Raw genomic sequence first — 25,265 nt, forward strand, 5'->3', positions numbered from 1 at the left:
CGTTGTAAAGTCTGATCAGCTATTGGGTAAGAGATGCGCAATAACGGGGGTGGGTTGCATCCCGTAGAAGAAATTTTTACCGCGTAGCGAAAAAAATTGGGTAAAATGAAAAAAGCAAACGGAATTGCTCCCGGACCGACCCACCGGGAATTGATTTCGTACCAAGAATTGTTTTCCTTAGTAGAGATGCCAGCCATCCTTAACCTTCCGACTCAATAGCCATGGAACTAGAAGTGCTTGACCTGGAAAGCGAAAAGCAGGAGATCTTACGTCGTTACCGACGGCTGCTGCGCGTGGCCCGACCGATTTTGCGTGACGGAGATGCGAAACTGATCAAGAAAGCCTTCAACACGGCCAACGACGCGCACCGCGACATGCGCCGGAAATCGGGAGAGCCCTACATTTTCCATCCGCTGGCCGTGGCGCAGATCGTGGTGGAAGAGATCGGCCTGGGCACCACCTCGATCGTGTCGGCATTGTTGCACGACGTGGTGGAGGATACCGACCTGGAACTGAGCGACATCGAGCGCAATTTCGGGGCGAAGGTCGCTAAAATCATCGACGGCCTGACCAAGATTTCAGGCGTATTCCAACAGGGCTCGTCCGAACAGGCGGAGAACTTCCGCAAGATGCTCCTGACCCTTTCGGACGACGTGCGCGTGATTCTGATCAAGCTGGCCGACCGGCTGCACAACATGCGGACGCTCGACAGCATGCCGCGCAACAAGCAGCTCAAGATCGCCTCCGAAACGTCGTACATCTACGCGCCGCTGGCCCACCGCCTGGGGCTCTATAACATCAAAACCGAACTGGAAGACCTCTGCCTGAAGTACACCGAGCCGGAGGTTTACCGCGACATTGCCCGGAAGATCCGCCAGACCAAGGCGGCCCGCAACAAATTTATTCGCGACTTCATCGCGCCCATTCAGAACGCCCTGCACGAGCACGGGTTCGACTTCACGATCAAAGGACGCCCCAAGAGCATCCACTCGATCTGGAACAAGATGAAGAAGCAGAACATCCCGTTCGAGAAGGTCTACGACCTGTTCGCGATCCGCATCATCCTCAAAACCGAACCGGAAAACGAAAAGGCCGCCTGTTGGCAGGCGTATTCGCTCGTGACGGACTTCTACAAGCCCAACACCGATCGCCTGCGCGACTGGATTTCGATGGCGAAAAGCAACGGCTACGAGTCGCTGCACACCACCGTCATGAGCAAACCCGGCCAGTGGGTCGAGGTGCAGATCCGTACCGACCGGATGGACGAAATTGCGGAGAAGGGCTACGCCGCCCACTGGAAATACAAGAGCGGCGCGGTCGTGAACGGCAAGCCGGTGTCGGGGTTGGACATGTGGATCAACCAGGTGCGCGAGATGCTGGAGCAGTCCGATTCGTCGGCCATTGAGTTTGTCGACGAGTTTCGTAACAATTTATACAACGAAGAGCTGTTCGTCTTCACGCCGAAGGGCGACCTACGCAACCTGCCGGCTGGTTCGACCGCGCTCGATTTTGCGTTCGAGATCCACAGCGAAATCGGGGCGCACTGCCTCGGGGCGAAAGTCAACCAGAAACTGGTGCCGCTGAGTTACAAGCTGCGCAACGGCGATCAGGTCGAGATTCTGACGTCGGGCAAACAAAAGCCAAACGAAGACTGGCTCAACTTTGTGGTGACGACCAAGGCCAAGACGCGGATCAAAAATCACCTCAAGGAGGAGAGCAAGCAGATTGTGAACGAAGGACGGGCGCTGGTGATCAAGAAGCTGAAGCAGAACAAGATCGAGCTGACCGACGTGCTCACCAACGAGATGCGCGCCTTTTTCGATGCCAAAACGCCGGCCGACTTGTTCCACCGGTTCGGGAAGGGCTCGCTGGCCCCGGCCGACATCCGCCGCTTCCTGGAAGTAAAAGAGAGCAAAAAGTCGCAGAAGGCCCCGGAAGTGCAGGACGCCAAGACCTTCGCCAAGGAGATTCGCAAGGTGCACGAAGAGGACATGCTGCTGATTGGGGAGGACATGGACTCGATCGACTACGTGTTTGCCAAGTGTTGCAACCCCATTCCCGGCGACGACGTGTTCGGGTTTGTTACGGTCACCGAGGGCATCCGCATCCACCGCACCAATTGCCCGAACGCTGCCGAGCTGATGTCGCGCTACGGCTACCGGGTCATCAAAGCCAAGTGGACCTCGCAGCACGAACTGGCGTTTCTGGCGGGCCTGAAAATACGCGGTACCGACCGCGTGGGGCTGGTCAACGACGTAACGCGGATCATCTCCAACGAGCTGAAGGTGAACATGCGTTCGATTACCGTCGGCACCGACGACGGCGTGTTCGAAGGGTCGATCATGCTGTTTGTGCACGACACCAAGCACCTGGAGGAGTTGATCGACAAGCTGAAGCGCGTCAAGGGCATCGAGACCGTGACGCGCTTCGACTCCGAGAGCGAGAAAGAGGTGAAGTCAGCGTAGGTTTTCTTCGAACAGCTTCAGAATGCGTTTGTATTCGTCGGTCCAACTGCTGGGCTCCACAAACCCGTGGCTCTCTACCGGATAGACGGCCAGTTCCCAATTATCTTTTCCTAATTCGATCAGCCGTTGCGTCAGCCGCACAATGTCCTGAAAATGGACGTTGGTGTCGACCATGCCGTGGCACATCAGCAGCGCGCCCTGCAGCCCCTCGGCGAAATAGATGGGCGAACTGCGCACGTAGGCCAGACTGTCGGTTGTCGGTTCGTTCAGGATGTTGGACGTGTAGCCGTGGTTATAGTGCGCCCAGTCGGTGACGGAGCGGAGCGCTGCCCCGGCCGCAAACACGTTCGGCTGGGTGAACATGGCCATCAGCGTGATGAAACCGCCGTACGAGCCGCCGTAAATGCCAATGCGCTTGGCGTCGATGCCGTACCGCTCGGTCAGCATGCGTGCGCCGTCTACCTGATCGGTCAGGTCTTTGTCGCCCATGTACCGGTAAATGCCTGTCCGCCAGTCGCGACCGTAGCCGGCACTGCCCCGGTAGTCGATGTCGAGCACGGTGTAGCCCCGGTCGGCCAGCAGGTTATGAAACATGTACTCGCGGAAGTAGCTGCTCCACCAGCGGTGGGCGTTTTGCAAGTACCCCGCTCCGTGCACGAATACCACCGCGGGGCCGCCCGTTTGGGTGGTATCCTCCGGGCGGTAGAGGCGGGCATGTACCTCGGCCCCGTCGCGGGCGGCAAACGTGATCACTTCGGGCGCGCGCCACGGGTACGACTTGAAGGCCTCACTGCGCGAATCGGTAATCCGGATCGGGGCGGGTGCTTCCGTCGTGTCCGGAATGTTGGGGATCAGAAAAAGATCCCACGGTTCGTTGCTGAACGAGTGGCGCACGACGATCCACTTTTCGTCGGGCGAAAGGGTCGGCTCGTTGGCCCCTTCCAGTTGCGTCAGGCGCTGTGCTTCTCCGCGGGGCGTGCCGTCGGGCGCAACGTCCAGCCGGTACAGCTGCTTTTCGCCCGGATGCTGTGCATTGGTCAGCAGGTAGAACGCGGAGCGGTCGCGCGACAGTTGCGCTTCCTGCACTTCGTACTTTCCCTGGGTGAGGGCCTTAATCTCTCCGGTCCGGACGTCGGCCACGTACAGGTGCGCATAGCCGGTCTTTTCCGACTGAAACCAGAGGTGCGTCGCATCCAGCCAGCCGAGGTTGCCCGGCCCGCCGTATGAGCCGATGCCGGGGCCGCCGATCCAGGCTTCGTCGTGCTGGTGGTCCAGGACCTGAATGGTGCCGTCGGTCAGGTTCAGGAGGCCGATCCAGCGGTCTTTGTTGTCACGCGAGCGCACGACGATGGCGGGCCGCTCTACCGAAAAATCTCCTTCCGGGTACACCGGTCCGTACAGCGCCACGGCTTTCGGTGCGGCCTGGGTTGTGTCGGCGGCGGCCGCTTTTTTACGCCGCTTTGCCGGGCGCGAGGGGGCGGGCGTCGGCGTTGCGTACGCGTTCCGGAACTCGGGCACCGTGCGGATGCCGGGCAGATCGTCGGTCCGGACGGCGTAGGCACTGTCGCGGTCGCGGTCGTACACAAAAAGCTCCTGCGTGGGCTGCGGTCCCCCCACTTTGCTACGTGCCTGGATGTCGGTCGTATAGCCCGAGCGCGTCACGTAATCGGGCACAAGGGTAGTGGGGTCGTTGGCCGGTTTGTAGAGGGTATAGGTGACGTACCGGCCGTCGGCACTGAGTTGCGCGTCGCTCACGGTGCGGTCGTGGGTGTAAACTTCGCCCTTGCGTTTCACGTCGTTCTGCTTCTTCAGCGAGTCGGCCAGGTCTTCCTGGGCTTTGCGCTCGCGCAGCACCTCCATCAGCGCCAGTTGCTGTTCGGCCAGCCACGCATCGCGGGTTTTTTCCGCGGGTTGAGCGGCTTTGCCGGGTTTCTTGCCGGCCGTAAAGTGGATGACCTGTTCGAGCGTTCCGTCACCGAGCGACAGCAGGTAAAGGTCTTTTTCGCGTCTGAATACCACCTTTTTGCCGTCGGCCGTAAACTTCGGGTCGCTCTCCTGATCCCACGTGTTGGTCAGGCGGCGCACTGCACCGGAGGCCAGGTTCCGCAGGTACAGATCGCCCTCCTGGGCATAGACCTTCCGGAGGCGTTTGGCGTCGTACTGCCCGCCGCGCGAGGGGGGAAGCTGGCGGCGTTCGGCCGGGGAAAGCTTGATGGGCGCTTCGGCACCGAGGTCGTACTTGTACAGCGAATCGGACGCAAAAGCGCCCCCCGGATTCCACGAAAAGTAGAAGGTGCGGCTGTTGTCATCCCACACGATGTTTTCCGGTTGCGGACCGATCCACTTCGGGTCGCGCATGATGGTGGCGACGGTCAGCGTGTCCAGCGTCTGGGCAAAGGTGGGGGCGGCCAGTAAAAAGGTAAAAAGAGAGAGGCGAAGTTTGCTCATGTACAGGAAGGTAAGTCTCGTTTACAAACATAAATCTTCGGGCGGAAAGTAGGCCGTTTCCTCACGTCTTCTGCCCCCGGCCGACTGGAGAAGTGGGCCGAAAAGCGGTATTTTTCCTAAAAGCACTTCGCGCATTTAACCTGTTCAGACGATGAAGAAACTACTTTTCCTGGGGGCGCTGCTGCTGTGCACCTGGACTGCTCGCGCCCAGTTTGGCGTTCATGTCGGCGTACTGAGCGGCTATCACCTGAGCCGCGTTCGGGATCCGCAGCTTCACGACTCACCCAATTTTCAGGCCCTGCGTACGTTCAAACCCGCCCCGGTGGGCTTTACGCTGGGCTATCACTCGTCGGACGAAGTAGGACTGCTGGCGCAGGCAATTTTCACCCAACTGGGGCAGGAGTATGCCGTTTACCTCGACGACGAACGCGTCGGAACCCGCTCCATCGACCTGAACTACCTGACGGTGCCGCTGCTGGTGCGCTTTGCTACCTCACCGAAATACCGTTTCGGGGTGCATATGAGTGCCGGGCCGCAACTTTCGTTTCTGCTGAAAGGGCAGGAGTATTTGGATTCCGATCAGGAAGGGGAACGGCTGTACGTGGCGCGCTCCAAGCCCACTACCGACGAGCCGGCGTTTTACAGCGAGATGCACCAGCTCAACCGGTTCGACCTGGGCGGAACTGTGGCTGCCGGCATGTTCTTTTACGTGAGCAAGACGGTCTACCTGACGGCACAGTTCAAGATGAGCGCCAACCTGCGGGACATGCGCTCGGACGACTGGATCGCGGCAGAAGAGTCGGAATACGCGGCCGATCCGGAACATTATGCAGGGGAGATGGGCCGCCGCCGGGTCAGCTGGTCGGGCGTGGAAGTAGGCCTGAACTACGTGTTGCCCTTCTATGCCGAGCGTAATGCGCACCTGCGCCGTCGGCAGTAAGCGGAAAGTTTTCTGGCTGAATCTCAGGCGTGTAAGGTTCCGCACGGATGCGGGACACCGTGCCTGCGCTTCCTTGGAAAAGTCAAAAACGATAGGGGAGGAATGATGGAAAGGAAGGCGGAACCAGGTTCCGTACAACGATAAGAACGTAAGCAAAAAAGGCGCTCCGGCAACGTGTTATTCACAACACCTGTCGGAGCGCCTTTTTTGGTATGCCGCCATTTGTTAGGGTTCGTTATCCCAGCCACTGATCCCCATCGCGGAAGGGCTGGTTGTAGTAGCGGGTGCCTTTGGCTTTGTAGAGCGCGTTGGCCAGCGCGGCAAAAATCGGTGGGAACAGAGGCTCGCCTAGGCCGGTCGGGGCCTCCTCGTTCTGAACAAAGTGGATCTCGATGTTTTTGGGCGCTTCTTTCTGGCGGATGAGGCGATAGCGGTCGAAGTTCTGCTTGGTCGGGACACCGTCTTCGAACGTCATCTCCCCGAACAGGGCATTCCCGATGCCGTCCACAATGCCGCCTTCGCCCATGTTGGTGGCTGCATCCGGGTTGACGACGATGCCGCAATCGACCGCCGCCACCACATTCTGAACGACGGGCTGGTTGTTCTGCATGACCAGTTCGAGCACCTGCGCGACGTAGGTGTTGTGGCAGAAATACGCCGCCACCCCCCGGTGGGCTTCGCCCGTGTAATCTTCCCACTGCGACTTCTCACGCACCAGGGTCAGTACCCCCGCGTAGCGTGCCGGGTCGTAGTCGTTGTCCGTACCGACCGGATTGTTCTTGGCCCGTTCCAGGAGTTCCAGCCGGAAGGCGATCGGATCTTTTCCGGCCAGTTCGGCCACTTCGTCGAGGAACGACTGCTCGGCGCCCCCGATGAAGTTGGAGCGCGGCGCGCGGAAGGCCCCGATCGTGATGTTCGAGTCCAGCTTCCACCCTTCGGCGAGGTAGTTGTCGACCGCACCCGCGGGGAAACGGTTGGCTGCTACCGGGTGCTCCGGAATGCCGCCCCCTTTCACGTGGAAGGCAATCAGGTTGTTGTTCTCGTCCAGCCCTGCCCGGTAGGTCGCCGTGTAAGTGGGCCGGTAGATGCCGTAGGTCATGTCGTCCTCGCGGCTGTAGACCATCTTGACAGGAGCCTGCACGTGCTGGGAAATGACGGCGGCTTCCACCAGGTGATGCCCGTAGGCACGTTGCCCGAACCCGCCACCCATGCGGGCCAGGTTGATCTGGATGTTTTTGCGGGGCATGTTCAGGCAGGCCGAAAGCGCCTGCATGATGAATTCCGGTGCCTGAATGGGGCCATAAAGTACCGCTTGGTTGTCCGTGACGTGGGCAAAACAGTTGACCGGTTCCATGCAGTTGTGGGCCAGATACGGGGCGTTGTAGGTCCGCTCGATCACCTTGGCCGCTTTCCGAAAGGCCGCTTCCGGGTCGCCGTCTTTGCGCAGCACTTCCGAACTTTTTTTGGCCATTTCGGCCATCCGGATTTTGTGCCCCGCGGTGCTTTCGAGGCCTCCGGGAATCACGACCGACTCTTTGCCGCGTCTGCCGTTCACAATGACCTCCTGGTCGTCGGCCGCTTCCCATTCCACTTGCAGGGCCTTTTTGGCCTGCATCACTTCCCAGGTGGAATTGCCCACGATGGCGATCAGTTCCGTGAAGGTGGTCGTGTCGAATCCGTTGCGTTCGTAATCGTCCGGCAGGGTCTGGAAGGTGAACACATCCCGGATGCCGGGCATGGCTTTGGCCTTCGCGGCATCCACCGATTTTACTTTCATTCCGAATGCCGGCGGGTGGGCGATCATGGCGATGAGCATGCCCTCCTGATAATAATCGAGGCCGAACAAGGGCTGCCCGGTCACGATGTTTTTTCCCTCTACGTTTTTGCGCGACGTCCCGATGATCGAAAAATCCTTCACCGCTTTCACTGGCACTTCTTCGGGGACAGGCAGGGTAGCCGCCAGCGAAGCCAGTTCTCCGTAGCCGGCCTTTCGGCCGCTTTTGGCGTGCTGCAGTTCGCCCGCCTTCGTGGTAATCTCACCGGCCGGAACGTTCCAGTGTTGGGCGGCGGCTTGCACCAGCATCATCCGAGCGGTGGCTCCGGCGGTGCGCAGGGGCGTCCAACCCTGTCGGATGCCCTGGCTGCCCCCCGTGAACTGCCGGTCGAACCGCTCGGGGAAGAAGTCGGCCTGTTGCACGACGACGTGCTGCCAGTCGACGTCCAGCTCGTCGGCCAGGATCATCGGCAGGGAGGTTTTTACGTTGGAACCGAATTCCGGGTTGGGTGACATCAGCGTGACCACGCCGTTCGCCCCGATTTTGATGTAGCTGTTCAGCTCGAACCACTCGTCCGGGAGGGCCAGGGCGTCAGTTTCGGTGTCGGAGGGGCTCGGTTGCTGGCAACCGGCCAGCCAGCTAAAGCTCAGCATCAGACCGCCGCCCGCCAGGGCAGAGGCTTTCAGAAAAGATCGTCGGTCCAGGGTGGTTTTTACAGTCATGGCAGGGGAGTTAAAGGGTGGCCGCGGTTTTGATGGCTTTTTTAATGCGGGTGTAGGTGCCGCAACGGCACAGGTTTCCGTTCATGGCCGATTCGATCTCCTCGTCGGTCGGCGACGCGTTCTGTGCCAGCAGGGCGGCGGCGCTCATCATTTGGCCAGCCTGGCAGTAGCCGCACTGCGGCACGTCCAGTTGCAGCCAGGCTTTCTGGACGGGATGGTCGCCGTTTTCCGACAGCCCCTCGATGGTGGTCACCGGTTGCTCCCCGACGGCTGAAACCGGCAGTTGACAGGCGCGCACGGCGGTGCCGTTCAGGTGGATGGTGCACGCACCGCACTGCGCAATGCCGCAGCCGTACTTGGTGCCTACCAGGCGGAGATGGTCGCGCAGCACCCACAGCATAGGGGTGGCGGGGTCGACATCAACCTGTTGTTTTTTACCGTTGATCAGAAGGTGGAATTGAGCCATAGTCGTAATCGGTAGAACGCAAAAGAATTAAGTAGCTCTAAAATAGCGATTTAAGAAGGCAGAAAACCTACAAAAATCAAACAATCACTTACGCATTTCAAACCTGACCGTCCCGGAGGGGCGGTAGGGCCTGCGACGCGATCCGGTGCTTCCCACAAAAGAGCGGTGCGACGGCTGGCGCAGCCATGCGGAAGATAAACAACGCGCGCCACCCCGAGTGCTCGGAATGGCGCGCGTTGCATGAGAAAAGCCAGTTACTGCTTCACGATCCGCTGGTGCAGAAGACCCTCCGCCGTCTGCACCTGGAGCAGGTAGATCCCGGCGGGATGCTGTTGCAGGTTGATTTCCCAGCCTTCTGCCGTGCGTTGGTAAGCAACGTTCCGCAACTGCTGGCCCCGGATGTCCATCAGGCGGATCTCCGTTCCGTCGGTGGGTGCCACCACGTGGAAACGGCCTGTGGTGGGGTTGGGATAGACCTGAACGGCCGCGTTCAGATCGGTCGCCTCTTGCGTCGACCGGTCGCGCCGTTCGCCGCAGTTATGAGCTTGCGGTCCTTCGCCCTCGGGGAGTTCCAGGTCTTGCCCGATCAGGAGTTTGTCGAGCTGGGTGTAGGGTTCGCGAAACTCCAGATCGATGGTGGCCACCCCGGCAGGAAGCGTGTAGTGCACTTCGGGGAAGAACGACCATTGGTACGCTTCGCCGGTCGGCAGGCCGTTCCACAGCGTCCAGGGGCCATCGTTGACGCGCACCCAGAAGGAGTTCCGATTGGTCGAGAGGGCTTTGACGCGCGCCGCGATCTGGTACGCACCGGGGTTGGCAATGTCTACCTGAAAACGAACCCGGTGGCTGGCTTTGCCCTGGGGCGTGTGGCCGTACGTTGTCGAGAAGATGTACCCGCCCTGAGAGGCCTGCGTGCTGTGCAGGTTGGTTTGCCAGGCCGAACCGAACTGAGCGCATTCGGCTTCCAGCGCGAGGGGGGCCATCACCGGCGGAACGGTCGACTCTTCGTAAAGAACCACGCCTCCTGTGGTCGTGACCGGCGCCGCAAACGTGTACAGTTGTTGGAAGCCACTGCCGTCGGGGCGAAGGCGAAATACGCCTTGGCGGGTGGAGCCGTACAGGTAACCGTCTTGGCCCCAGTAGAGGTTGCCGATCCCGTCCTCCAGCGCATGAAGCGACTGATATGCAGCGGTACCGGGGTGGTAACGGAAGACGTTGGTGGCGGTGATGCCGTAGAGGTACCCGTTGCGGCCCGCCAGCAACTTGCCCTGCGGCGATTCGCCAGGCACGTCGGCAAAGTCAAGCATTTTGCGGAACGGTTCGCTGCCGTCGGGACTGAAGCGGACCAGCGCGCCCAGGTCCTGTGTACCTCCCCGAGAAGCCAGCGCGTACAGGTAGCCATCTTGGGCTTGCGTCAGCCCCTGGAAATCAAAACCATTTTCGATGCTTTCGTTATAGGTTTCTTCATCGTAACCAGTTTCTACACGGCCGATGCGCTGCACCTGATTGCCCAGGCTGTCGAACCGGATGGCGTTGGTTTCGGATCCACCGAACGAAGTATATCCACCGTTGTAATAATCATAGCCCGAGTAAGCGGTATAGAAACTGCCGTTTTTGCCTTGCGAAAGGCCCACTTGCCAGCGGAAGCCCGCCTTGTAAAAATCCTGACCGTCATTGGCGGGGTAGAGTTCGCCCAGCTGCTGGTAACCGCTGCCGTCCAGCCGGATGCGAAACAGGTTGCCGGAAGCGCCGATGAGGGCGGGAGTGGAGGCCTGGGCAATCGTACCGTACAGATACGTGCCGCCTGTGTAGAGCAGGTTTCCTTTGGGATGACCGAACGTAAAATCCTGCAGGATCTGGTAGGTAGCGTCCGTCAGGTCGTAACGGAACAGAAGCCCGCCGGGGCTTATTCCGCCGTCCTGTGCGGTCCCGTACAACGACTGCCCTATCAGGAGAAGACTGTTGCCATCGGGTTGTTTGCCCAGCGGAAACCCGAGCCCGTGCACCGGCTTTCGAGCGCCGTCAGGAGCGTAACACACAAGTTGTCCGGGTATACGATACGTCGAAAAATTGGAAGTGTAATAGTCGGTTGCAACGTAAAACTTCCCATCGGGTCCGTAAGTAAGCCCGACAAAAGGACGTTCATGGCGAGTGGTTTGGAGGTAATGATATTTATTGCTGGCGTCAATTTTGAAAATAGTCCCGCGTGCCGCAGGATCATACTCAAGCACTGTTTCCTGAGCGGCGTTGAAGGTATAGCCGTAGGGCCGTCCGTCGTACCCGATCGTCAGGTTACGAATCAGCGTGCCGGGGACTGGTTCTTCCGAAATATCGTAGACGGCCGGGTTCATTAAATAGGCATCGTACCGATGATGTAGTGGATCATTCAGGTACAGAAACCCGCTGCCGCTGGGCGCCAGGCGGTAGACCACTACATCGTAGCCAACTAACGCCAGACCGTACAGGTAGCCGTCGCCTGCCAGGACCACCCCGCCCAGCGGACTGGCATTGGCTGCAAACCGGTGGACAATCCGGTACGTTCCGTCGAAATCCAACCGATAGACGGTGCCGGTCGTGGTGCCGTACAGGCTGTTTCGTACCCGGATCGGAGCGGCCACGGGGCGGCCGCCGTCCTGAGGGTGGAAGTCCCGCAATTTTTTATAGTCGCCGCTCTGGCGCAGGCGAAAGGCCGTGCCCCAGCCGTACTTGCCGCCTTCTGCCGCGACTCCGTACAGAAACCCGTTCGGATCGCGGACCAGCCGTTCCAGCGGCTTCTGCCCTTCGAGGGGGGGAAGCGAACGACGTACCACCAGCTTTCCCTGGGGGCTGATCCGGTAAAAGTACGTGGCGGTAAATCCGTAGAAGTTACCGTCGCGTCCCTGTTGCAGGCCCGTTTGCGGGCGGCCGTCCTGCGGGCGAAATGCGTAGAGCAGCGCAAAGGAACCGTCGTGGTGCGTACGCACAATGCTGCCGTAGCCGTACTGCCCGCCCTGGGACGTCACGGTGTACAGCGTGCCGTCGGACGCCACCAGCGGGCGGTCGGTGGGCTCGTAGCCTACGTCTGGAAACTCCAGTTCAACCCGGAAGTCGGAGCCATCTTTGTTCATCGAGTACAGTTGTCCGGCCTGATACGTGCCGCCATTTTCGGTGGTGCCGTACAGGCGTTGCGCCGAGGCGGGTACCTGCGTGAGCACGTGGCACAGCACGGCCATGATCGAAAGGCGCGCCCATCGACAAGTAGAGAGGAAGTGTAAACGCATGGTGTTGTGGTGGAAGATGATTACCCAAAAAACGAACCGCGCTTCGTGTAGCGAGCGTACGAGAAGCATCGGGAAGGCAATCTATAAAACTCTTCGGATGGAATTTTATTAACAAAATATAGTCTGAAAAAAAGCGCATTATTTTTTCAGAACCGCTTGGCATCAGGCAATTGAGTAGGAACCGGTTGCCATCAACCGAGGACGGGGCACAACCCCGAATCGAACGATGCCCTTCTCGGCGCGAGACCTCTGTCATAGCAAGGCAAAAGAGGATTGCTTCGCCAAACGTCAGGTCTGCGAAGCAGGTCTCTCTTCAAAAAGGCAAGTGCGGTCAACGCGGTGGCGCTTAGTCCCGATCAAGGGCCGGAGGAAGGCGAAAGAAATGTGCAAAATCAGGCTGCAAGGCCGCGGCAAAAAACGTGAATCGGGCCTGGGCAGAACTGGTGTTCAGGCCCTTATCTTTGCGCCCTTGCTTGCTTCCAACCCTGGGCACATGCGCCCGCGCGCCACCATGAAAAATACGCTTCTCATTATCGACGATGAAAAAGACATCCGGCACCTGCTGGCCAAACTGCTCGAATACGAAGGTTACGAGGTGCTGACCACCGATAAAGCGAAGAGCGGGTTGCAGTTGCTCCAAGAACAACCGGTGCAGGTGGTGCTGTGTGATGTGAAATTGCCCGACGCCAATGGCATTGCGCTGGTGAAGGAAATCAAAACCCTTTCGCCGGAGACAGAGGTGATTTGCTTGACGGCATACGGTACCATTCAGGACGGCGTGCAGGCCATGAAAAACGGGGCGTTCGATTACCTGGTGAAAGGCGATGATAACAACAAGATCATCCCGATGGTCAGCAAGGCGGAGGAAAAGGCCCGATTGCAATTCCGCATCAGAGAGCTGGAGCGTCGCGTGGCTCAAACGTACGATTTCGACCAGATCATCGGCCACTCATCGCTGTTGCAGGCGGCCGTGCAACTGGCGCGGAAAGTAGCGCCCTCCGAAGCCACCGTGCTGCTGACCGGCCCCACCGGAACGGGCAAGGAAGTGTTTGCCCACGCCATTCATGCGGCCAGCACCCGCCGGCACCAAGCGTTCGTCGTGGTCAATTGCAGTGCCTTTGGGCGCGACCTACTGGAAAGCGAGCTGTTCGGCTACCGGACGGGGGCGTTTACCGGGGCTACGAAGGACAAGAAAGGCTTGTTTGAAGAGGCGCACCGGGGCACCCTTTTCCTGGACGAAATCGGAGAATTGAACCTCGACCTGCAGGCGAAACTGCTGCGGGTGCTGGAGTCCGGGGCGTTTTTAAAAGTGGGCGATACCAAAGAGACACAGGTCGACGTGCGGGTGATCGCTGCCACCAACCGTCGCCTGGAAGAAGAGAGCCTGCAGGGAAAATTCCGGGAGGATCTGTTTTACCGCCTGTCGGTCTTTCAACTCAAACTGCCTTCCCTCAACGAACGAACGGAAGACATTCCGCTACTGACCGAGCATTTTGCCGCCCAGTTCGGACGGAAAACCGGAAAGAAAATCAACCACATTGACCGCGCCTACCTGGAAGCCCTGAAGAAACACACGTGGCGGGGAAACATCCGAGAACTGCGCAACCTCGTGGAGCGCTCGGTGATTCTGGCCGACGGCGATACCCTGACGAAGGACCTGTTGCCGCTGGATTTCGAGGCGCTCCGACCAGGCGTATCGACCGGCTTGTTCGACCTCCACGAAGTCGAAAGGCGGCACATCCAACAGGTGCTGCAACACGTCCACGGCAACAAAACCAAAGCCGCCGCACTCCTGGGCATCGGCCTGTCGACGCTGTACCGACGCATGGAAGAAGATCAGATCGAAGGCTAGGGAAATCGGACGACAACCCCTGCCGGTTGCCAAAAACGAGCGTGTCTACGCTCTATTTTTACCCCAGACCATTGTGGTCCACAAGCGACGCACGCCTTGGGTCTGAGCGGCGCATATCCCATTTTTTTGCGTAGTTGCTCACAAATAAAGGTGTCTTCGAGGTTATCCCCATCAGAAGGAGATGGCGGCCGGCCGCCCCGGTCGCTAGCGCTCGCCAGGACGTTTTTGAGTACATCATTCCCCATTCGATCTACTTCCATCCGTCGAAGTAAGTACTTCTCCCACCCTTTCATTTTGAGAAACCTTGTCAAAATGAAAGGGTCATTCCGCCTCACCCGTAAACGCTCTTTGCAGCATTTTATTTGTAAGGATCTGGTTTTCAGATGATTGGCAAAAATCCGTGTCGGGATTGAATGCGTCGGCATTGGATTTGGCAGGGGGAAGGAGAAAATGAAAAGAGGTCGGCCCAAGCGAAGCCCCGCCCCATGACACAGCAAGTTTCCGGCGCGCTTTGCTTCAGCCGACCGAGTACCACTTAACCATCCCTGCTGTATGGATATCCTGATGACACTCGCCATGCTTCTGCTGGCCGGAGCTGTTTTCGGACTGCTGTATCGGTCCGTCGACTATTTCCAACACCTGTTAAAAAAATAACGCCATGATCGTCTTATTGCTGGTCGCCCTGGCGGCCTTCGGCTACCTGTTTTACGCCATGGTTCATCCCGAAAAATTTTAAGCCGATGACTACCGAAATCCTAGGCGTGAGTTTCACCTTCTTCCTATCCGTTGTACTGGCCTGGCCGCTGGGTAAGTACCTGACCCGGGTGTTTCGGGGCGAGGCCACCTGGCTGGACTTTCTGGCCCCTGTGGAAAGGGGAATTTTCCAGCTGGCGGGCGTAGACCCCAACCGCCTCATGGACTGGCGGCAAAACCTGAAAGCGCTGCTGGGCCTCAACGCCGGTTTCTTTGTCCTGGCCTTTCTAGCACTGGTGTGGCAGGGCCGACAACCCTTCTGGAATCCGGTAGGCCTTGGCAACTGGGAGCCGACCCTGGCCTTCAACACGGCCGTCAGCTTCGTAACCAATACCAACCTGCAACACTACAGCGGCGAAACCGGGGCTTCGTATTTCACTCAACTGCTCGTCTTCTGCTGGTTGCAGTTTGTCAGCGCCGGCACGGGGATGGCTGCCTGCGCCCTGCTGTTTCAGGGCCTGAAAAACCGGACTGGCCACCACCTGGGCAACTTCTATGCGCTGATGCTTAAAAGCTGCACCCGCGTGCTGCTGCCGCTGGCGATGGGGCTGTCGCTCTTCCTGACGTTCCAGGGCGTGCCGACTCACTTCACGGGGTTGCAGGACGTGACCACGCTGGAAGGGGAGGCGATGCGAGTGGCGAGCGGACCGGCGGCACCGATGATCGCCATCAAGCAGCTGGGCACCAACGGAGGCGGCTTCTTCGGTCCCAACGCCGCCCATCCGTTCGAGAACCCCACGTACCTGACCAACCTGGCCGAAAACGTCGCCATTCTCCTGCTTCCCATGGCCCTGGTCTTTGCCTTCGGGTTCTACCTGGAGCGGCGAACGCTGGCGCTGCGTTTTTTCGGGATCATGACGCTGCTGTTTGTCACCTTCGTGGCGATCTCCGTGACGGTCGAGACGAAGGGCAACCCGGCACTTTCCGCGCTGGGGCTCGCGGCCGGTCAGCCCAATCTGGAAGGGAAGGAAGTTCGGCTCGGGGCGGCGGCGGCGGCCTTCTGGGGCGTGTCGACCACGTCGACCTCCAACGGCTCGGTCAACAGCATGCACGACAGCCATACGCCGCTTTCCGGGGGCATCTTTTTGCTGGACATGTTCATCAACGCCATCTACGGCGGGGTGGGCGTGGGGCTGATCAACTTCATGGTGTTCGTTGTGGTCGCGGTGTTTATCGCCGGGCAGATGATCGGCCGGACCCCCGACCTGCTGGGCAAGAAAATCGAAGCGCCGGAGGTCACAATCGCGGCCCTGGTGGTGATCCTCCACCCGCTGCTGATTCTGGCGGGCACGGCCCTGGCCAGCATGGGCATCGTTCAACATCCGGGCTACGGCTGGCTCCACAATCCTACCTATCACGGCTTTTCCGAAATGCTCTACGAGGCGACCTCGGCTGCGGCCAACAACGGCTCCGGCCTGGAAGGACTGGGTGACAATACCCCCTTCTGGAACCTGCTCACCGGCATTTTAATGCTCCTGGGACGTTACCTGCCCATCATCGGCCCGTTGGCGCTGGTGGGGTCGCTGGCGGCGAAAAAGCCCGTCCCCGTCACGGCCGGTTCGCTGCCTCTGGAGAGTCCGGCGTTCGGGGCGGTGCTGCTGGCCGTGATTCTGATCGTGGCGGCACTGGCTTTTTTCCCGGCGCTCGTCCTGGGACCGCTGGCAGACTACTTCACGTTTTAGCATTACACACATGTCTACTCATCAACATTCGTCTTTGTTCCGTGGCGAGACGGTGACGCAGGCGCTGCGGCAGTCGTTCATCAAACTCAGCCCGGCACGGATGATCAAAAATCCGGTCATGTTCATGGTCGAACTGGGCACCGCCATCATGCTCCTGGTGACCCTGCTGTCCGGGGTGACGACCCACGCCAGCCTGGGTAGCGTCGGGTACAACGCGGTGATCACGTTACTTCTGTTCCTGACCGTCCTGTTCGGGAATTTTGCGGAGGCCATCGCCGAGGCACGGGGCAAGGCTCAGGCCGAGACGTTGCGCAAAACCCGCCGGGACACCCAGGCCAAACGCCTCAACCCGGACGGCTCCCTGACCGAAGTCTCTGCTGCCGAACTGAAAAAAGGCGACGTATTTCTGGCCGAAGCCGGCGACGTGATTCCGGCCGACGGCGAGATCATCGAAGGGCTGGCGTCCATCGACGAGTCGGCCATTACCGGAGAGTCGGCGCCCGTGATCCGGGAGGCGGACACCGACCGGAGCAGCGTGATCGGGGGGACCCTGGTGCTGTCCGATCAGATCAACGTGCAGGTGACGACCCAGCCCGGCGAAAGTTTTCTGGACAAAATGATCGCCCTGGTGGAGGGCGCCAACCGCCAGAAGACGCCCAACGAAATCGCCCTGACCATTCTGCTGGCCAGTTTCACGATGGTTTTTCTGATCGTGACGGTGACGTTGCAACCCTTCGCCGCTTCTGCCAATACCCCGATTACCATTGCGTCCCTGCTGGCGCTGTTCGTGTGCCTGATCCCGACCACCATCGGCGGGCTGCTGTCGGCCATCGGCATCGCTGGGATGGACCGCGCCCTGCGTGCCAACCTCATCGCCAAATCGGGCAAGGCGGTCGAAACGGCCGGGGACATCGACACGCTTCTGCTGGACAAGACCGGCACCATTACCCTCGGCAACCGGAAGGCCACCGGCTTTTACCCCTACAACGGGTTGAGCGAAGAGGCGTTCGTTCGCAGCGCGGTGCTCAGCTCCTTGGCCGATGCGACGCCGGAAGGAAAATCCATCGTGGAACTGGCCCGCACGCGCAACGTCACCGTAGAGCCGGACGGGCTGGAGGGAGCCTCGTTTGTCAAGTTCAGCGCGGAAACCCGCATGAGCGGCGTGGACCTGCCCGACGGTCGGCAGGTGCGGAAAGGAGCCTGGGATGCGATCTGCCGGTGGTCGGACAACCGCGCCGACCTGCCGTTGCTGGAAGCGAAGGTCAAGGAGATTGCAGGGAACGGCGGGACGCCGCTGGCCCTAGCCGTCGACAAGAAAGCGCTGGGCGTGATTCAACTGGAAGACATCGTCAAACCCGGCATTCAGGAACGCTTCGCGCGGCTGCGGAAGATGGGTGTAAAAACGGTGATGGTGACCGGCGACAACCCGCTCACGGCCGCCTACATCGCCCGGCAGGCGGGGGTGGACGACTTCATTGCCGAGGCCCGGCCCGAAGACAAGCTCCACTACATCCGGCAGGAACAGCAGCAGGGCAAACTGGTCGCCATGATGGGAGACGGCACCAACGACGCGCCCGCCCTGGCCCAGGCCGACGTGGGGGTGGCGATGAACAGCGGGACGCAGGCCGCCAAAGAAGCGGCGAACATGGTGGACCTGGACAGCGACCCGACCAAGCTGCTGGAGGTGATCGAGATCGGGAAGCAATTGCTGATCACCCGGGGCAACGTCACCACCTTCTCCATCGCCAACGACGTCGCCAAATACTTTGCCATCGTGCCGGCGCTGTTTGCGGCCTCCATTCCGGGCCTCAACGCCCTGAACCTCATGCGTCTGGCCACGCCGGAGTCGGCCATCCTGTCGGCGGTGATCTTCAACGCAATCATCATTCCCCTGCTGATTCCGCTGGCGCTGCGCGGGGTTTCTTACCGCCCGGTGGGAGCCGCTGCACTACTCACCCGAAATCTCCTGATCTATGGCCTCGGCGGGGTGATCGTGCCGTTCGTCGGCATCAAGGCGATCGACTTGTTGTTGGGCCTGGTACGTTAATCTTTTGAACCCAACGAATTATGAAGACCCTCCGAATTCCCTTGGTGTTGAGTCTGATCACCCTGCTGCTGTTTGGGGTGCTGTATCCCCTGACGATGGTGGGATTGGGGCGGCTGATGCCCCACCGCGCCGCCGGTTTGCCGATTGAACGAGACGGCGTTCTCGTCGGGTTCGAAGCCATCGGGCAGCCCTTTCATCGTGCCCACTACTTCTGGGGGCGACCGTCGGCGGTCGAATACAATGCGGCTGCGACCGGCGGCTCGAACCTGGCACCCACCAACCCCGAGTTCCTGGCACTGGTGCAGGCCCGCATCGACACGCTGGTGAAGTACCATCCGGGACTGATGCCCGCGCAAATTCCTGTCGAACTTGTTACCGCATCCGGGTCTGGGCTCGATCCGCACATCAGCCGGGCAGGGGCCTTGCTGCAAGTCGGCCGGATTGCTGCGGCGCGCGGGATGGCCGTGGGGACCCTCCGCCAGTTGGTAGAGGCGCATACCGAGCCGCCGCTCTGGGGAGCCTTGGGGCCTGCCGGGCGGGTCAACGTAGTACGGCTTAACTTAGCCCTGGATGCGCTGGCTGTCGCCCCGCGGTGAACCGGAGCATCCTGACCTACAACCCTCAAGCACCATGAACCTGAATTCAAGACGGATTGCCTCGCCCCACCACAACGCGGTCTTAGACCATCGCTTTTCTTCCATTGTAAGGTGGAGAACGTGGCTGGGCTGCCTCGTGCTGGCAGTGTTGTGGGGAGGGGGGACTACCCTGCGGGCGCAGGACAGTACCGCCCGCTCGCCGTGGCAATGGAGCGGCTACCTGGAAGCCTATTACCTCTACGATGTGGGACAACCGGACGATCACACCCGCCCCGACTTTGTCTATGCCTTCAACCGCCACAACGAAGTGAACCTGAACATCGGCTACCTGAAAGCGGCTTACCAGACCGACCGGGTCCGGGCGAACCTGGCGCTGATGACCGGCACCTACGCCAACGCCAACTTGGCCGCCGAACCGGGCGTGCTCAAAAATCTTTACGAAGCCTCTGTCGGCGTCCGGCTCTCTCGGCAGCATGCGCTCTGGGTAGACGCCGGCATCTTCCCTTCGCACATCGGGTTCGAAAGCGCGGTGGGCGCAGTGTGCTGGACGCTGACCCGCTCCCTGCTGGCCGACAATTCGCCTTACTTCGAAAGCGGTGCGAAACTCTCCTACACGTCGGCCGACGGCGCCTGGCTGGTCAGTGGGCTGGTGCTCAACGGCTGGCAGCGGATACAGCGCCTGGCGGGCAACCAGACGCCCGCCTTCGGACATCAGGTGACGTTTACGCCTTCGGAGCGCATCACCCTGAACAGCAGTTCTTTTGTCGGCAGCGACACGCCCGACTCGGTCAGGCAGATGCGGTATTTCCACGATTTCTACGGGCAGTTTCAACTCACGCGGCGGTGGGGGCTGATCGTGGGGTTCGACCTGGGAGCACAGCAGCAAGCCAAAGGGAGTCGCCGGTACCACACCTGGTACGCCCCGGTGCTGATCGCCCGCTGGCAGGCCGGGGAAAAGCTGCACGTGGCTGCGCGGGGCGAATATTACGCCGATCCGCACCAGGTGATCGTCCCTACGGATACTCCGCACGGATTCCGGACGTGCGGCTACTCGGCCAACCTCGACTATCGGCTCACCGAACAGGTCCTTTGGCGACTGGAAGGCCGCCGCCTGACCAGCAAAGACCGGATTTTTACCGACCACGGGACGCCTGCGAGGGCAAACTTCGCCCTGTCGACCTCCTTGTCCGCTACGTTCTAGGAAGATCCCAGGGGCTGTCACATAATACGGAAAGGAGAGATGGCACCACCGGAGAACGACTCGTTTTTGAACCTGATTCGCCCACGGCAGCGGGGCCGGTTGAAGGTCTACATCGGCATGATTGCGGGTGTGGGAAAAACCTACCGCATGTTGCAGGAAGCGCACGAACTTCTGGCGGCGGGAGTAGACGTGAAGATCGGGTTGGTGGAGCCCCACGACCGGGCTGAGACCCTCGCCCTGGTCGACGGCCTGCCCCAGATCGCCCGGAAAAAGGTTTTCTACAAAGGCCGGGCCTGGGAAGAGATGGACCTGGAAGCCATTCTGGAGACGCGCCCCGAGGTGGTGCTGGTCGACGAACTGGCCCACACCAACCTGCCGGGAAGCCTCCACGAGAAACGCTGGCAGGACGTACTTGCCCTACTGGCGGCGGGCATCCATGTGATTACGGCCTTCAACGTGCAGCATCTGGAAAGTGTCGTCGATCGGGTAGAGCGCATCGCGGGCATCGAGGTGCGAGAGCGCATCCCGGATAAGCTACTGGCGTATGCCGACGAGGTAGTCAACCTCGATCTCCCGGCCGAAGACCTGATCAAACGGCTGAAAGAAGGAAAAATTTACCGGGGCGACCGGATTCAACGCGCGCTTGAGCACTTCTTTCGGCCGGACCAGATTCTGCAACTGCGCGATCTGGCCCTGCGTCAGGTGGCCGCGCTGGTTGAGCGTAAAATCCAACGTAGCCTGCCGCAGGCCTCCCGCATGCCGCTGGAGCGCTTTCTGGCCTGCATCAGTACCAACGACGAAGGGGCCAGGAAAATCATCCGAAAAACTGCCCGCCTGGCAGCCCACTACCAGGCCTCGTGGTGGGTGCTCTATGTGCAATTGCCCCGGGAGCGGTCGGACCGGATTGCGCTGGCTACCCAACGGAAGTTGCTGCACAACCTGAAGTGGGCGACGGAATTGGGTGCGGAAGTGGTCCGCGCCAAAGGCGAAGACGTGCCCGAGCTGATCTACCAGACGGCCATCGCACATCAGATCACCACCCTCGTGCTGGGCAAGCCGCATTTTAGTGCGTACCGCCAACTGACCGGCCGAAACTACTTCGATCGTCTGCTCAAAAAATTAGTGGACCGGGAGATCGACGTGGTCCTGGTTTTTTAGGAACTAGCATGCGCTATGAAGGTAAAGTATAAACTGTTTCTGGCCCTGTTTTTTCTGTTCGGGGTCATCCTGCTGCTGGGCGGTGTGGCGAGTCATTACCTCCGGTGGCTGGCGCGGGATGCGGCCGCCATCCTGCAAGACAACAACCGCACGCTCACCTACATGCGGCAGATCGAAGAGGCGGTCGACGCCATTCAGTACCGTACGCTGAGCGCCGCGGTGGAGGCGCGCGACGTGGCACCGTACTTCCGGGCCATTGCCACGACGATGGAGGCACAACGCGCCAACCTCACCGAACCGGGCGAAAAAGCGCTCAGCGAAACGCTGGACCAGCACCTGAACCAACTGTCGGCCCTGTACCGCACGCCAGACTCCCTTTCCCTCGAAACGTTTCGCCGGGACGTACTGCCCGTCATCCAGCAGATCAAGGCACGTACGGGCAGCATTTACCTGATCAACGAGCAGACGCTGATCCGCAAAAATGAACAGGCCGCTGCCACGGCCGAAAAAGTGGTCCTGTACATGGGGCTGTTCGTGTCGGCCAGCATCGTAATCGGACTGGTTTTTATGATCGGATTGCCCGTTTACATTTCGCGTCCCCTGGAAACCTTCGACGCCGCCATCCGGCAAGTCGCCGACGGCAATTACCAAATCGCCATTCCGGTCGGGTCGCAGGACGAATACGGCGCGTTGGCCGCCTCGTTCAACACCATGGCCGCCAAGCTGAACGAGTACGAGCACTCGACGCTGGCGAAACTCCTGAAAGAACAAAAGCGCCTGAACGCCCTGATCAACCAACTGGACGAAGTGATTCTGGGCCTGGACGAGAACAAGCGGGTGATCTTTGTCAACGAGCACGGCCTGAAGCTTCTGCACCTCCAGCGGCATCAGCTCATCGGCCGGTACGCCCCCGATTTGGCAACCAACCATCCGTTGCTCAACAGCCTGATTCAGGAACTGATGATCGACTTTTTGCCCTTCGAGGAACGGCGGTTCAAGCCCCTGCGCGTGGTGGAAGACAATCGGGAGAAGCTGTTCGCGAAAAACGTCGTGGATGTGGTGGAAAAACCTACCGGCGAATCCCGAAAGGTGCTGATGGGCCACGTGGTGATCCTGACCGATGTGACGGATTTTGCCGAGAAAGACAAAGCGAAAACCCATTTCATGGCAACACTCTCGCACGAGCTTAAAACGCCGGTGGCGGCCATCCAGATGATTCTGAAGCTCCTGCACAACGAAAAATCGGGGGCGCTTTCCGAAAACCAGCGCGAATTGCTCGATACCCTCGCGCAGAACAACGACCGGATCGGCCGCATGATCAACGAAATTCTGGACCTTTCCCAGATCGAAAGCGGCACCATTGAGGTGCTCCTGACCGAAGTAGCGGTGCCCGAACTAGTCGAGCGGGCGGTGGAGGGCGTCCGACTTTTCGTACAGGAAAAACCGTTGGTGCTGCGCCAAACGCTGTCGCCCCACCTCCCGACGGTCAAGGTCGATGCCCACAAAACCGTCTGGATTCTCAACAACTTTCTCACGAACGCCATCCGGTACGCTCCGGCCGGTTCAGTCCTCGAGGTTCGTGCCGAACAGGAGGGCCAACGGGTGAAAATCGCGGTCGTCGATCAGGGCCGCGGCATCAGCTACGAAAACCAAAAGCGCATCTTCCAGAAGTTTACCCGCCTGGTGAAAACCGACCCCACCGGCACCGGGTTGGGGCTGGCCATCTCCAAAGAATTTATCGAGGCCATGGGCGGGAACATCGGTGTGCAGTCGCGGGAAGGAGAGGGCGCTACCTTCTGGATCACCTGCCCGGTGGCCGGGTTTACGAAGAACTGACTTCCGTGCAGACACAAGTCCTGCGGGAAAGACGCCCCCGCTTGGTTCGGTTATGATGCTTGGTGATAAGGTGCCTTGGACCAGCGTCAGCTCTTTAGAGTGGGTCCTGGGCTCTGGTCAGCCTGTCTGGGCCTCCGAAAAAGACAAACCTTTGAGCGGCCTGTGCGTCGAAAAAAGGCCGCTCTCCTGCGGGAAAAGGGGCGGACGGGGCTCGCAAGGGGATAGGGGCCAATTTGATTTTTGCAGGAGAACTTCTACTTTGGAAAGTGCAAACAACCTTGTTATAACGCACTTCTCTCCTTTCGATTCGGGAGGGAGGGCACGGATGTGCTATGAACCACCACCCGCCTTTTCCTGACGATGCGACCCTCTGGCAGGGCTTTCAGCGTGGCGATGCGCAAGCGTTCGAAACGTTGTTTCGGCGTCACTATGCGCCGCTGATTCGCTACGGATGGAAACTCAGCCACAACCGGATGCTGGCGGAAGAAGCGGTGCAATCCATTTTTTCACACCTTTGGGCTCAGCGTGCGCACCTCAAGTCCATCGAAGCGGTGCGGGCTTACCTCTACACGGCGGTACGCCATGCCGTGCTGAAGGAACAGCTGCGTGCTGGTCGGTTCCATACATTTGCGGGAGAAGACACCTCCCACGGTGCCATCCAGTTTTCGCAGGAGGATGCGCTCATTCACGAGGAAGCGCATCGGCAGAAACGCGATCAGCTCCTGGCCGCGGTCAATGCACTGACGCCCCGCCAGCGAGAAGCGGTTTACCTGAAATTTTACGAGAACCTCAGTCACGAGGAGATTGCGGCGGTGCTGCACATCAACGTGCAGTCGGTGACCAACCTTATTTTTCGGGCCATGCACCTTTTGCGCCAGAGTACGCCCCTCAAGCGCTTGCTGGAAAGCCTGTGTCTAATCGGCTACTGGATCGTCTCGTAAGTTCCCCGAGCCCAGCGGCTACTACATTTTTAATCTTTTTTTGCGGTCGGTGAGTATCCCGGCTCCCTTTCCGGATTACAAGGAAAAATACGCACCAACGCTTGTCACGCGACCACTACCGTCTGGAAGATTTTATCGGCGATCCTTCGTTTCGCGCCTGGGTAAACCGGGAGCCCGGAGCAGAGGAGAACGATTGGAAGGCGTGGCTGGCAGCGCATCCGGAAAAGGAGGCGCTGGTGCAGGCCGCGGCGGAAATGATCGGTGGGGTGACCCTGGCGCAGCCCGTCATCACGCAGGGAGAAGAAGACGCCGCCTGGCAACGGTTGCAGCAGAAGCTGGCACCGCCCCGTCGCCGTGTGATCATGCCCCACCGCCGTCTGTACCAGGTCGCCGCCGCCCTACTTGTATTGCTTGCGGTAGGTGGCGTGGCGTGGTACGGCGTCTTCCGGCCGGCGCCGGTGGTATACGCAACCCACTACGGAGAAGTGCGGGACGTGCGCCTGCCCGACGGCACCCACGTCAGCCTCAACGGCAATTCCGAGTTGACGGTCGACGAACGCGCCTGGGCACAAGGGGTGCGTTCAGTAGCCCTGGAAGGCGAAGCGTTTTTTGAGGTGACCAAACAGCAGCGCGCCGGCGTTCCCGTCAAGTTTGTGGTGCATACGCCGCAGGTAGCCGTCGAGGTGCTGGGCACCGAATTCGATGTGCGGCAGCGAGCCGAACGCACGCGGGTGGTGCTGGAGTCGGGCCAGGTCCGACTGACCTTGAAAAAAGACCTGGAGACTACTACACCGCTGTTGATGGCTCCGGGCGACCTGGTGGAATACAACGGCCGCCAGGCCCCGCAGCAGCGGGTCGTACAGGCCCGCCGCTTTCGTGCCTGGAAAGAGCACATGCTGGTGTTCGAGAATACGCCCCTGGCGGAGGTAGTAGAAATCCTGGAACAGGACTACGGCCTGGACGTGACCGTCTCCAATCCTGAACTGCTGCACAAAACCTTAACGGGGACCGCCCCCACCCAGGAAGTGGACCAACTGCTGACGTCTCTGGCGCGGATCTTTGATATCCAGTGGCGTCGGCAGGGCAACCACGTCTACCTGGAATAGCCCCTTCATCTGTTTTA

The 25,265-nt window shown here is 59.9% G+C and carries 16 protein-coding genes; 12 read left to right on the top strand and 4 right to left on the bottom strand.

What is annotated here, in order from left to right; genetic code table 11:
- Positions 1 to 221: 221 nt before the first annotated feature.
- Positions 222 to 2,465 carry a RelA/SpoT family protein gene (locus BLR44_RS03005; protein ID WP_089678774.1) on the top strand — a complete coding sequence of 748 codons (2,244 nt, stop codon included), beginning with the start codon at positions 222 to 224 and terminating at the stop codon, positions 2,463 to 2,465.
- Here the strand turns inward: BLR44_RS03005 and BLR44_RS03010 are convergent.
- Positions 2,457 to 4,913: a prolyl oligopeptidase family serine peptidase gene (locus tag BLR44_RS03010; protein ID WP_089678777.1), complete on the bottom strand. Its 2,457-nt coding sequence runs from the start codon at positions 4,911 to 4,913 to the stop codon at positions 2,457 to 2,459. The two genes, BLR44_RS03005 and BLR44_RS03010, sit on opposite strands and share 9 nt — an antisense overlap.
- Positions 4,914 to 5,064: 151 nt before the next feature.
- Here BLR44_RS03010 and BLR44_RS03015 point away from each other — a divergent pair, with 151 nt between their 5' ends.
- On the top strand, positions 5,065 to 5,853 hold the full coding sequence (locus tag BLR44_RS03015; protein ID WP_089678779.1) for a porin family protein: 789 nt from the start codon (positions 5,065 to 5,067) through the stop codon (positions 5,851 to 5,853).
- A 235-nt stretch (positions 5,854 to 6,088) separates the two neighbouring features.
- Here the strand turns inward: BLR44_RS03015 and BLR44_RS03020 are convergent, their stop codons facing one another.
- From BLR44_RS03020 to BLR44_RS03030, 3 genes are all read right to left on the bottom strand, one after another.
- A complete protein-coding gene (locus tag BLR44_RS03020) occupies positions 6,089 to 8,350 on the bottom strand; it encodes a xanthine dehydrogenase family protein molybdopterin-binding subunit (protein WP_089678782.1) in 2,262 nt (753 codons plus the stop codon).
- A 10-nt stretch (positions 8,351 to 8,360) separates the two neighbouring features.
- On the bottom strand, positions 8,361 to 8,816 hold the full coding sequence (locus BLR44_RS03025; RefSeq protein WP_089678786.1) for a (2Fe-2S)-binding protein: 456 nt from the start codon (positions 8,814 to 8,816) through the stop codon (positions 8,361 to 8,363).
- Between the two features lie 254 nt (positions 8,817 to 9,070).
- Positions 9,071 to 12,076, bottom strand: coding sequence for a T9SS type A sorting domain-containing protein (locus BLR44_RS03030; protein WP_176955876.1), 3,006 nt, complete (start codon positions 12,074 to 12,076; stop codon positions 9,071 to 9,073).
- A 493-nt stretch (positions 12,077 to 12,569) separates the two neighbouring features.
- On the opposite strand from BLR44_RS03030, the gene BLR44_RS03035 reads away from it, so the two are divergent.
- The 10 genes from BLR44_RS03035 (at position 12,570) to BLR44_RS03080 (ending at position 25,248) form a co-directional block, all read left to right on the top strand.
- Entirely contained in the window at positions 12,570 to 13,928 is a 1,359-nt protein-coding gene (locus BLR44_RS03035; protein WP_317042764.1) for a sigma-54-dependent transcriptional regulator, read from the top strand.
- A 658-nt stretch (positions 13,929 to 14,586) separates the two neighbouring features.
- On the top strand, positions 14,587 to 14,664 hold the full coding sequence (gene kdpF, locus BLR44_RS29345; RefSeq protein ID WP_089679158.1) for a K(+)-transporting ATPase subunit F: 78 nt from the start codon (positions 14,587 to 14,589) through the stop codon (positions 14,662 to 14,664).
- A 4-nt stretch (positions 14,665 to 14,668) separates the two neighbouring features.
- Positions 14,669 to 16,363 carry a potassium-transporting ATPase subunit KdpA gene (gene kdpA / locus BLR44_RS03045; RefSeq protein ID WP_089678793.1) on the top strand — a complete coding sequence of 565 codons (1,695 nt, stop codon included), beginning with the start codon at positions 14,669 to 14,671 and terminating at the stop codon, positions 16,361 to 16,363.
- A 10-nt stretch (positions 16,364 to 16,373) separates the two neighbouring features.
- A complete protein-coding gene (gene kdpB, locus BLR44_RS03050; protein ID WP_089678796.1) occupies positions 16,374 to 18,410 on the top strand; it encodes a potassium-transporting ATPase subunit KdpB in 2,037 nt (678 codons plus the stop codon).
- Positions 18,411 to 18,430: 20 nt separating this feature from the next.
- The gene (gene kdpC / locus BLR44_RS03055; RefSeq protein ID WP_089678800.1) at positions 18,431 to 19,006 is read left to right on the top strand and encodes a potassium-transporting ATPase subunit KdpC; all 576 of its coding nucleotides are present in this window, start codon (positions 18,431 to 18,433) and stop codon (positions 19,004 to 19,006) included.
- A 34-nt stretch (positions 19,007 to 19,040) separates the two neighbouring features.
- The gene (locus BLR44_RS03060; protein WP_089678803.1) at positions 19,041 to 20,207 is read left to right on the top strand and encodes a porin; all 1,167 of its coding nucleotides are present in this window, start codon (positions 19,041 to 19,043) and stop codon (positions 20,205 to 20,207) included.
- A 39-nt stretch (positions 20,208 to 20,246) separates the two neighbouring features.
- Positions 20,247 to 21,365 carry a histidine kinase gene (locus tag BLR44_RS03065; protein ID WP_089678806.1) on the top strand — a complete coding sequence of 373 codons (1,119 nt, stop codon included), beginning with the start codon at positions 20,247 to 20,249 and terminating at the stop codon, positions 21,363 to 21,365.
- Positions 21,366 to 21,380: 15 nt separating this feature from the next.
- Entirely contained in the window at positions 21,381 to 23,201 is a 1,821-nt protein-coding gene (locus tag BLR44_RS03070; protein WP_089678809.1) for a sensor histidine kinase, read from the top strand.
- A 332-nt stretch (positions 23,202 to 23,533) separates the two neighbouring features.
- Entirely contained in the window at positions 23,534 to 24,142 is a 609-nt protein-coding gene (locus BLR44_RS03075; protein ID WP_089678812.1) for an RNA polymerase sigma factor, read from the top strand.
- 101 nt (positions 24,143 to 24,243) lie between these two features.
- Positions 24,244 to 25,248 carry a FecR family protein gene (locus tag BLR44_RS03080; RefSeq protein ID WP_089678815.1) on the top strand — a complete coding sequence of 335 codons (1,005 nt, stop codon included), beginning with the start codon at positions 24,244 to 24,246 and terminating at the stop codon, positions 25,246 to 25,248.
- Positions 25,249 to 25,265 lie beyond the last annotated feature (17 nt).

Origin of the sequence: Catalinimonas alkaloidigena, assembly GCF_900100765.1 — a bacterium.
Classification (GTDB): domain Bacteria; phylum Bacteroidota; class Bacteroidia; order Cytophagales; family Flexibacteraceae; genus Mooreia; species Mooreia alkaloidigena.